We start from the raw sequence: 9,201 nt of genomic DNA, 5'->3' as shown, positions 1-9,201 counted from the left end.
ATCCATACCTGTCAATAGACCATCTGAAAATGGGTTTAATTCGTAGCGACAACACAGAACTTACCCCTATGGATGATAATGAATTGACCGAATACTTGTGGCCGATTGTTCGGGAAATGATAAAAACGGCTATTGAGAATAAGCAGAACTTAATTGTCGAAGGTGGCTATATTCCATTCGATTGGCAGAAGGACTTTAACTCCGAATATCTTGAAAACATCAAATATTACTGTCTGGTAATGAGTGAGGAATATATCAGAAATTACTTTTCTGACATAAAGAAATATGCAAATGTCATTGAAAATCGTTTGGATGATGAATGGTGCACAATGGAGAGTGTATTGTCAGAAAATGCACAGATGTTAGAATTTGCAAAAAAGTATAATGTGAACTATATACTCATCGACGATAAGTACGAAATCAATATTGAGTTATAACGATAAATTCCAATTTATCGAACAGATGATATTTGCTTATAAAAGGGTTTTAGATTATCCTAACAAGTGATATTTGGGTGCCTAAATGTCCTACTTGTTACAGTGTGAGAAAAATATTAAACGGATGTGTAGAGTTTCTGCACATCCGTTTTACTATCCAAAAAGAAAAACATTCAAAAGTGATATTGTGAGACGGGTCTCACAGTGATATTTTGCTTTGTGGCAAAGTGATATTAAAACCTGTGGTTTTAGTGGTATTTTACTCGCTTCTACTCTGCCGAAGGTAATACCACTCGGCGAAGCCGAATATCACTGGATAGCAATACAACTCGCCTTTGGCGAATAAAACTGGCGTTGTGTCCTTACGGATACAACGCCTTCAAAAAGCTGTTTTTTAATTATTGTGTAACAATTTCAATAGTTATTTCGTTGTCTTGGGTGTCTAAATTGATTTTTTTCAAATCAGCACCTGCATTAAGAACCTTATCCACTATTTTATCTTCAATATCTCTTTGAACTGTTCTTCTTACATTTCTTGCACCGTATTCAAGGCTGAAGGAACGTTCTGCAACTATTTTAACTACATCCTCAGTCCATATAAGCTCTGTTTCTCTTTCTTTAAGACCTTCTTTAAGCTCGTTTAGTGCAAGCTCGGCAATTCTTTCAAAGCTTTCTCTTTCAAGAGGAGAGAATACAACAACCTCGTCAACACGGTTTAAAAACTCAGGACGCAAAAATTCGGAAAGCGCCTTTAAAGCTTTTTCTTTGGAAAGCTGAGCCTGTGTTTTGTTAAAGCCTGCAGCCCCGCCTTTCTTTTCAGAGCCTGCATTTGAGGTCATAACAATAAAGGTATTTTCAAAGTTTACGAGCTTTCCGTGAGCATCTGTAATTCTACCGTCATCAAGAATTTGTAAAAGCACGTTAAGTACGTCAGGATGCGCTTTTTCAATCTCGTCAAATAAAACTACGCTGTAAGGCTTTCTGCGTATCTTTTCCGTTAATTGTCCCGCATCGTCATATCCTACATATCCGGGAGGAGAGCCGATAATTCTTGAAACACTGTGCTTTTCCATAAATTCGGACATATCAAGTCTTATAAGAGAATCGGGATTATCAAAAAGAGTATCAGCAAGAACTTTTACAAGCTCTGTTTTTCCAACGCCTGTAGGACCTGTAAAAATAAAGGAAACAGGGCGTTTTCTCGGTACAATTCCTGCTCTTGCTCTTTTAACGGCAGAACAAATAAGCTCAACGGCTTGATTTTGACCTACTATACGCTTCTTTATATCATCAGATAGTCTTAAAAGCTTTCCTAATTCCGCTTCTTTAATTTTACTTGAAGCAATACCTGTCCACAATTCAATAACTCTTGCCAAATCATCAATAGTAACCTCTGATACAGCAAAAGGCTCAAGAACTTTCTTTTCTTCTTCCATTCTTAAAAGATTTGTTTTAAGATTTGCAATTTCTTCAAAGTTTTCCTCGTTTGCTTCAAGAGAAAGCTCTTCTATTTTCTCGCTTGTTTTAGAAATTGATGCAACGATTTTTTCTAATTCGTCAGCCTTTTTATTGTTTAATCTTGAGTTTGAACAAGCTTCGTCAATAAGGTCAATAGCTTTGTCGGGAAGATATCTGTCAGTTACATATCTTTCCGACATAGTAACAGCATTTCTTACAAGGTAAGCGGGAAGCTTTACGCTGTGATGCTTTTCGTAATATTCCTTTATTCCCATTATAATTTTAACAGTATCGTCAATAGAGGGCTCGTTAATTATAACAGGCTGAAAACGTCTTTCAAGAGCAGAATCCTTTTCTATATGCTTTCTGTACTCGTTTAAGGTTGTAGCTCCAATAACTTGAATTTCACCTCTTGAAAGAGCAGGCTTAAGCATATTAGCGGCATTCATAGCACCGTCAGCATCTCCGCCTGTACCAACGAGATTGTGTACCTCGTCAATAACAAGCAATACATTTCCAACTTTTTTAATTTCATCTACAAGACCTTTGACACGGCTTTCAAATTGTCCTCTGAACTGTGTTCCTGCCATAAGAGCAGTAAGGTCAAGAAGATAAACCTCTTTATTAGCCAATCGAGCAGGAACCTCGCCCTTGGCAATTTTAATTGCAAGACCTTCAGCAATGGCTGTTTTACCAACACCGGGCTCACCTATAAGACAAGGATTGTTTTTTGTACGTCTGTTAAGAATTTGTAATACTCTGTAGGTTTCTTCATCACGGCCTATAATATTGTCAAGTAAACCGTGTCTTGCTTTGTTGGTAAGATTTTGGCAATAGGTGTTTAAATATTTTAACTTAGGTTCATTTTTATCGTTCTTTGAACCTTTTTTGCCTTTTTCGTTTTGAGAAGCTTTTTCATCTTTATTTTCTGAAGAAGAATTTTTGAATAGCATATTAAGCTTATCAAAAGAGGGGAGAGATGCGGCTCCTCCTTTGGAAAACTCATCATCGGAATCTTCGTCCTGAGCATTTTGAGTCATTTCTTCCATAAATTCAGCCATTTGCTCGGTAACGCTTTCGATCTCTTCCTCGCTCATATCCATATTAAGTCCCATACTTTTCATCATATCATTTATAGGAAGCTTGACACCGGACTCCTTTGCGCAGACAAGACAAAGTCCCTCATTTATTGTTACGCCGTTTTCAATTTTAGTAATAAATACAACGGCAGGTCTTTTTTTACAACGTGAACAAATCATACTATTCATAAATCACCGATTGCTTTCTAAAGTTTATTTATATAATATTATTTAATCTTTTCTAATTTTTAAATAAAGGAATAAATAATTGATAAATCCAAAAACGGAAAAGGCAAAGGAAACACCAAAACAAATATTGATAATAAGATAATTACTTTCTACAGAAAAATCAATTGCCTTAGCGTAGAGCACAAAAACAGTCAATGCAAAGAAAAGAGCAGTTGAAACCTTTCCGTACCAACGGGCAGGTAAAACCTTATTGTCTTTTTTCATAAGTAAGGTTCCGCCTAAAATCATTATAAGCTCTTTTAAAATATAAGCGCCCACAATCCATATACTGATTATTTTGCCTAACCATAAAGTGATTACAACAGCAATAAGCATAAATTTATCGGCAAGAGGGTCAAGAGCCTGTCCTATTTTAGTTATCATATTATATTTTCTTGCAATATAACCGTCTAATACATCTGAAATTCCGCAAATAAGAAATACAGTGCCTGCAGCAACGCCTCTGCCTTCAGTAAAGAAAACAGCTAAGTAAATAGGTACAAGAATAAATCTTAATATAGTAATTGCATTTGGAATGTTCAAATAAGCTCATTTCCTTTCTCAATTTATAGGATTAATATTATGAAAATGCTTGAATACTACAGTTTCTTCAACAGTGGTGGGGGTAAATACACCATCGTCAATTGAAAGGATAGGAGAAACAAATGTAACAAGGTATGAAATTACAAAAATAATAATTGTTGCTTGAAGCAATCCTAAAATTCCGCCGCCTAATTTATTGAATTTGTTGATAATAGGTAATTTAGAAACAAGCTTCAGAGGAATAGAAATAAGATAAATTGCTATAGAGCTTAGAATGAATAAAATAACAAAGGCGATAATTCTTCCTACACCTCTTGAAACAGGGGTAATAATGGCATCAAGAACAGATGCTTTATATTCTTCAACAGTGTCGGCAGAATCTTCTTTGATGCTTTCTATAATCTCTTCGGGATTTACTTTAAAGGTTTGAAGAATATTTTTAATAGCTTCGGGAGCGTTTTTTAAAGCTTCCTCAATATCTATATTATCAAGGTCAATATTATTATCGGTTTCGCTGCCTTCTGCATTTTGATTAGATTCAATCTCTGAATTTGCTGACTGTTCTATCTGTTTTGTGAAAACAGATGTAATAGCAGGATTGATAAGATTGTCGCCTATGTAATTGCCAAAAGGAATTGAAACAACAAAGGCAATAACAAGAGCGATTACACCGCTTAAAAGACCGATAAGAGACTTAACTAAGCCTTTAAATATTCCCAAAATAACTAAGCCTAAAACAAGTACCAGGGTTATAATATCCAAAGCAACTGACATAATAAAAATCTCCTTTTAAATAATAATTATGAAAAGTTTTCTATTTTTGCGTATTCTCCTGCAATAAGGAAAACGTTGTTTTTACTTGCAAAAATTTTATCATAGGTTTCATTGATAATAATTGTTTTTTTGATTTTAATTTTATCGTTTCCGCTTTCATCTATAAAAATAAGTCGGTCACCGGTGTAAATAGCAATAACGTTTTGACAAACAGCGGCATCAATAATTTTATATTCTGTATCACAATTGAGAGAAACTTTTCCTTTGTCGTTTATAATAAGTACGTGGTTTGCATTTCTTGACATATCCTGAGATAAAATACAAACTGTATTTTCTAAGCTGTGCTCATAAGAGGTGAGATAGCGTCCTTCAAAAGAAATCTCAGCTTTTGAAGATGCCTTTTTGTTGATATAGGTAGCACCCTTGTCGCCTAAAGCTAAAAGAGAGCCGTTGTCCTTATAATGTATATCAAAAACCGTGCCACATTCAAGAGAAATTTGTGAGAAGGCAGATTTTTCTCCGATTTTATAAAAATCTATAACACTGTTTAAGACTACGCCTTCGGGAAAAACACAGGCAAGAGCAAGAATTTTACCGTCAGGGGAAAGGGCAGCGTCAATAACGTATTTTTCGGAGCTGTAAACACTGTATTTTTCTTTATAGTTATTGCCAAAAACAGTGACCTTAGCCTTATATCCTTCTTCGGAAGTAACAACGCAGAAACCTCCGTTTTGACTTATATCGGCAGAGTAAATGTTGTTAGTGAAGCTCTTTTCAAATAAAGTTGCAAAGCTGTTGGAAACAGTAAGAACTTTTCCGTTTAAATCGTAACTTAAAATATGCTTCGGAGAACTTATAACGACAGGCTTTGACTTGGCGGATGAAATATTGGAAAACAAATTTCCTTTTTCATCAAAAACCTTTACATTTTCAGTAGAGCAAACAGCCAGACCGCCTTTAAAAGGAGCAAAAGCGCTGTCACTTCCGGAAAAATAAATATATCCGTCTCCGCCGTTACCGCTGCTGTTTATTCCAAAATCAATTTTAGCAAAAATTCGTCTGAAATTATCAATATTGATATTCTGAGTATTTGTAAGAATTAAAACAAGAGCTAAAAGGATGGAAAATATCACAACAATAAGACGGATAGAACGCAAAACTCTTTTTATTTTAGGAATTTCAACTGTATCTTCGTTTTTCAAGTAATATTTCCTCCTTTAAAATAGTTTAATTTTCTTTTACAACAAAAGCTGTAGGTAAAAATCTTCCCGTTATTGTAGTACAGGGATTATTTATAGTTTTATTATTATGAATTAAAATAGACGAGGAACCACCGTCAAGGTTAACAGCATTGTATGCTCCGTGCTCATAAAGAACTTCTTGAACATCTTTGAGAGTAGCACCTATACTTGAAAGCTGACGCCCGTCAATTACAAGAAAAAGAATGGCACCGTCTTTAGTCTGAGCAATTGAAGTTCTTGGAGCAATACCCCAACCGCCGTCACCGAAAATTTTTGTCTTTTCTCCGTTTACAATAAGATTGGGACCAAAGGCAATAGCATCTTCAATATCGTTTTCTTTAAGTTCTGAGACTTTAAAGCTTCCTAAAATAAGCTTGCCGTCCTTGTTTAAGCCGATTATATTTTCGTATTCGTCAAATTCGCTGAAAATTATTTCGCCGTCAACCATTATTAAACCGTTGGGAACACCGCCTTTTGTGTGTCCGCTGCTGTCTTTAAAACCGCTTGCATTGATACCGGAAACTGCGTTGTTTTTTTGTAAAAGCTCATATAGCTTTTCGCCACGCTCGCCTAAATTTTCAGCGCATACAAGCTCAACGGTTTTAGGATTGTAAATTTTTAAAAGATGTCCTTTGAAAATTTTACTTGAAATATCTATGAGCTCGTAATCTTTATCGCTTTGCTTAATTTCAATTAGCGAAGGGTCGGTTTTAAGGTCGGAAAACTCAATACGGTTTTCACTCATAACCTTTTGAATAGTATCATCGGAATATAAAATCTCAGCTATCCATTGGTGCGAAAGTGTGGTCATAGCAGAGGTAATAATTGTCCTTTTAATAAAGGTTATATGTCCGTAAAGAAGATAGACAATCAAAAGTAAAAAAGCAAAAATTCCCGATAAAATTTTTATTGTAAGCTTATGTGATTTTTTCATAAATAATCACCACCAAAAAACTCTTTCTGTATAATCTATAATTATATATTAAAACCTATTATAAGTCAAGCAAAGAAGAAAGAAAAAAGCATATCGTTGATATGCCGATATGCTTAAAATTTATAGAGCTTACTTGCTGTATTGAAGAAAATATCTTCTCTTTCTTTTTGAGTAAGGTCAAGCTCGTTGAATTTATCAAGCTCACGTTTTGGATGTCTTATAGGATAATCGGTGCCGTACATAATTTTATCTGTTCCGTGTGCTCTTATTATTTCAATAGCTTCCTTATTTTTCATAAACCATAAAGAGCTTGAGGTATCAAACCATACTCGCTTACCTAAAAGAAATTTTTTAACATCTTCCCAACGTGAATATCCGCCTAAATGAGCGGCAATTACATCAAGCTTGGGAAATTCTTTGAGAATGTTTGAAATTCTTTTGGGAGAGGAAAAATCGTATCTGTAATCGCCGGAGTGCATAAGTATCGGCAGACGGCCTTCGGCAGCTTCATATATTTTAAAAACCTTTTTATCGTCAACATAAAACTTTTGGAAATCAGGATGAAGCTTGATTCCTTTTAAACCCAAAGAAATAATACGCTCAATTTCATCATATATATTTTCATAGTCGGGATGAATAGTGCCTAATGCAATAGTTGTTTCGCAGGGGAGAGTGGAAATCCAGGTGTTGATAGCTTCAACCTGTTCTTTTGTGGTAGCAGTAGAGCAAACAACATGGTAATCTACGCCTATTTCGCAGGAGCTTTTCTTCAAATCTTCATAGGTTCCTGCCTGACCCTCTTCTCTGGGAAAATCATAAAAATCACATATGCCAAAAACAGCCTTATGGGCTATTTTATCAGGAAATACGTGAGCGTGAGTATCTATTATTTTTTGCATTTTTGCAAGTCCTTCCAATAAAATATTTACACAAAATGAAAAATATATTATAATAATTATACTCTACAAATTTCAATTTTTCAAGTATTCCCGGAATGGAAGTGAATATTTTGTTTAACAAAACAAAAGTTAAAATAATAGTGTTATGGTTATTGGTCCTTTTGTGGATGCTGTTTATTTTTTGTATGTCAGCACAGGAAGCGGACGTATCGCAGAGTAACAGTAATTTTTTTGTAGAAAAAATAATCAGTATATTTATAAAAGATTTTGAAAGCTTTGAAGAAGGCACAAAAAATGAAATAGTTGCTTTTCTTTCCACCTTGATAAGAAAAGGCGCTCATTTAACAGAGTATTTTATTTTAGGTACTCTTTTATTCTTTGCTGTAAATCAACATAATTTAAAAAATAAAATTATAAAAAAAATCGCCCCTCTTGCAATAGGAAGCCTATATGCAGCGAGCGATGAAATACATCAGTTGTTTGTAAAGGGAAGAGCAGCTATGCTGTCAGATGTATTATTAGACAGCATAGGAGTAGCCCTTGCAATAATTGTTTTCAGCTTTATTATGTTTATTTTACACCGAAATAAGACAAAAACAAAGAAAAATTATAAATAATAGTATTGCAGTGATTGATTGCAATAGTTTTACCAAATGCTTTTCCGCCGATGGTAAGCCCTGCTATAAGAGCAGAAATAACTATGGAAAAAACATTTTCTACCATAGAAGAGCCAAGGCCTAATCCGATTTTAACAGCAAGAGCAGCACCTGCAGAACCGCTGACAATTCCGGCAATATCGCCTACAACGTCATTACATATATTTGAAACCTTTTCTGCATTTTTTATAAGCTTAATAGCAAGAGCAGCGCCTTTGATATTTCGGGCAGCCATAGCGTGAAAAGGACGTTCATCAGCAGTAGCGGTGGCAAGACCGATAATGTCAAACAAAACGCCTACAGAGATAAAAATAATTAAAATTATAACAGAAATAACAATATGAGAAACAGTAAGGGCAAGGTCAGATAAAAAGGTGAGAAGCAGTGATACTGTTACAGCTGCAATAGTTATTTTTATTATATATTTTATATCAGGTTTCTTTTTTTGAGTGAAGCTTTTAACAGTGCTTCGTTTACTGTCATCGCCTTTCAAGGCATATAACCCCCAATTGATAAATAAAAGTGGCGGCTGACTGCGTTAATCCTGCGTCTTAGGTCGAGTTGGCTTTCCCCGCAAATTACCCTTTGTCGCCAAAAGGGCAGTTTCCTTTTAAAATTTACGCCGTTATGTCACCATATACGGGACTTGACTACCACTGAGTACGCACTGCAGCCCGCAGACAGCCTGTTATTCAGCCTAGGAGCTTTCCTCAACGATACAAAATTCAATGCTATCCTCTTTTGCAGAAGTGGTTTCAAACAGCGATAGGCAAATTTCCATGGCCGTGGAAATCACCTTTGTTCTGCTATCCGCCATAGCCACTCAAGGCAGGCTACATCTACTCGCAGCAATTTCTTACCGCATAGTAGGTTTAACCCTGTTCCGTAATCCGTCCGTCAACTTAACGTGTATAGGCGTACCACGCAAACAGGTCTCTATGATTGACGGGTC

Annotated in this window: 9 protein-coding genes; 2 read left to right on the top strand and 7 right to left on the bottom strand. The window is 35.3% G+C overall.

The window, feature by feature from the left end:
* Window positions 1-437: adenylate kinase (locus E7480_06680; GenBank protein ID MBE6904277.1), on the top strand; the 437-nt coding region annotated here is incomplete at its 5' end.
* 398 nt (window positions 438-835) lie between these two features.
* Here the strand turns inward: E7480_06680 and E7480_06675 are convergent.
* From E7480_06675 to E7480_06650, 6 genes are all read right to left on the bottom strand, one after another.
* On the bottom strand, window positions 836-3,154 hold the full coding sequence (locus E7480_06675) for an AAA family ATPase (GenBank protein ID MBE6904276.1): 2,319 nt from the start codon (window positions 3,152-3,154) through the stop codon (window positions 836-838).
* 51 nt (window positions 3,155-3,205) lie between these two features.
* Window positions 3,206-3,745: a CDP-diacylglycerol--glycerol-3-phosphate 3-phosphatidyltransferase gene (locus E7480_06670; GenBank protein MBE6904275.1), complete on the bottom strand. Its 540-nt coding sequence runs from the start codon at window positions 3,743-3,745 to the stop codon at window positions 3,206-3,208.
* Between the two features lie 18 nt (window positions 3,746-3,763).
* Entirely contained in the window at window positions 3,764-4,519 is a 756-nt protein-coding gene (locus E7480_06665; GenBank protein ID MBE6904274.1) for a hypothetical protein, read from the bottom strand.
* Between the two features lie 26 nt (window positions 4,520-4,545).
* On the bottom strand, window positions 4,546-5,721 hold the full coding sequence (locus E7480_06660; protein MBE6904273.1) for a hypothetical protein: 1,176 nt from the start codon (window positions 5,719-5,721) through the stop codon (window positions 4,546-4,548).
* A gap of 25 nt (window positions 5,722-5,746) precedes the next feature.
* Window positions 5,747-6,694 (bottom strand): phosphodiester glycosidase family protein, encoded by a 948-nt coding sequence (locus tag E7480_06655; protein ID MBE6904272.1) that lies wholly within the window; start codon window positions 6,692-6,694, stop codon window positions 5,747-5,749.
* 113 nt (window positions 6,695-6,807) lie between these two features.
* Window positions 6,808-7,593: an amidohydrolase gene (locus E7480_06650; protein MBE6904271.1), complete on the bottom strand. Its 786-nt coding sequence runs from the start codon at window positions 7,591-7,593 to the stop codon at window positions 6,808-6,810.
* Window positions 7,594-7,688: 95 nt separating this feature from the next.
* On the opposite strand from E7480_06650, the gene E7480_06645 reads away from it, so the two are divergent.
* Window positions 7,689-8,210: a VanZ family protein gene (locus E7480_06645; GenBank protein MBE6904270.1), complete on the top strand. Its 522-nt coding sequence runs from the start codon at window positions 7,689-7,691 to the stop codon at window positions 8,208-8,210.
* On the opposite strand, the gene E7480_06640 is transcribed toward E7480_06645, so the two are convergent.
* A complete protein-coding gene (locus tag E7480_06640) occupies window positions 8,164-8,742 on the bottom strand; it encodes a hypothetical protein (protein ID MBE6904269.1) in 579 nt (192 codons plus the stop codon). The two genes, E7480_06645 and E7480_06640, sit on opposite strands and share 47 nt — an antisense overlap.
* Window positions 8,743-9,201 lie beyond the last annotated feature (459 nt).

The sequence above is a fragment of the Oscillospiraceae bacterium genome (assembly GCA_015067255.1).
Lineage (GTDB): Bacteria > Bacillota > Clostridia > Oscillospirales > SIG519 > SIG519.
The sequence above is the reverse complement of the archived record's forward strand: the minus strand, read 5'-3'. Positions and strand labels throughout refer to the sequence as shown.

What these genes read in the sequence shown, in the direction of transcription:
- E7480_06645 (MBE6904270.1), top strand. Translation starts at nt 7,689, where the DNA reads ATGGAAGTGAATATTTTGTTTAACAAAACAAAAGTTAAAATAATAGTG.
- E7480_06665 (MBE6904274.1), bottom strand. Translation starts at nt 4,519, where the DNA reads ATGTCAGTTGCTTTGGATATTATAACCCTGGTACTTGTTTTAGGCTTA.
- E7480_06650 (MBE6904271.1), bottom strand. Translation starts at nt 7,593, where the DNA reads ATGCAAAAAATAATAGATACTCACGCTCACGTATTTCCTGATAAAATA.
- E7480_06675 (MBE6904276.1), bottom strand. Translation starts at nt 3,154, where the DNA reads ATGATTTGTTCACGTTGTAAAAAAAGACCTGCCGTTGTATTTATTACT.
- E7480_06655 (MBE6904272.1), bottom strand. Translation starts at nt 6,694, where the DNA reads ATGAAAAAATCACATAAGCTTACAATAAAAATTTTATCGGGAATTTTT.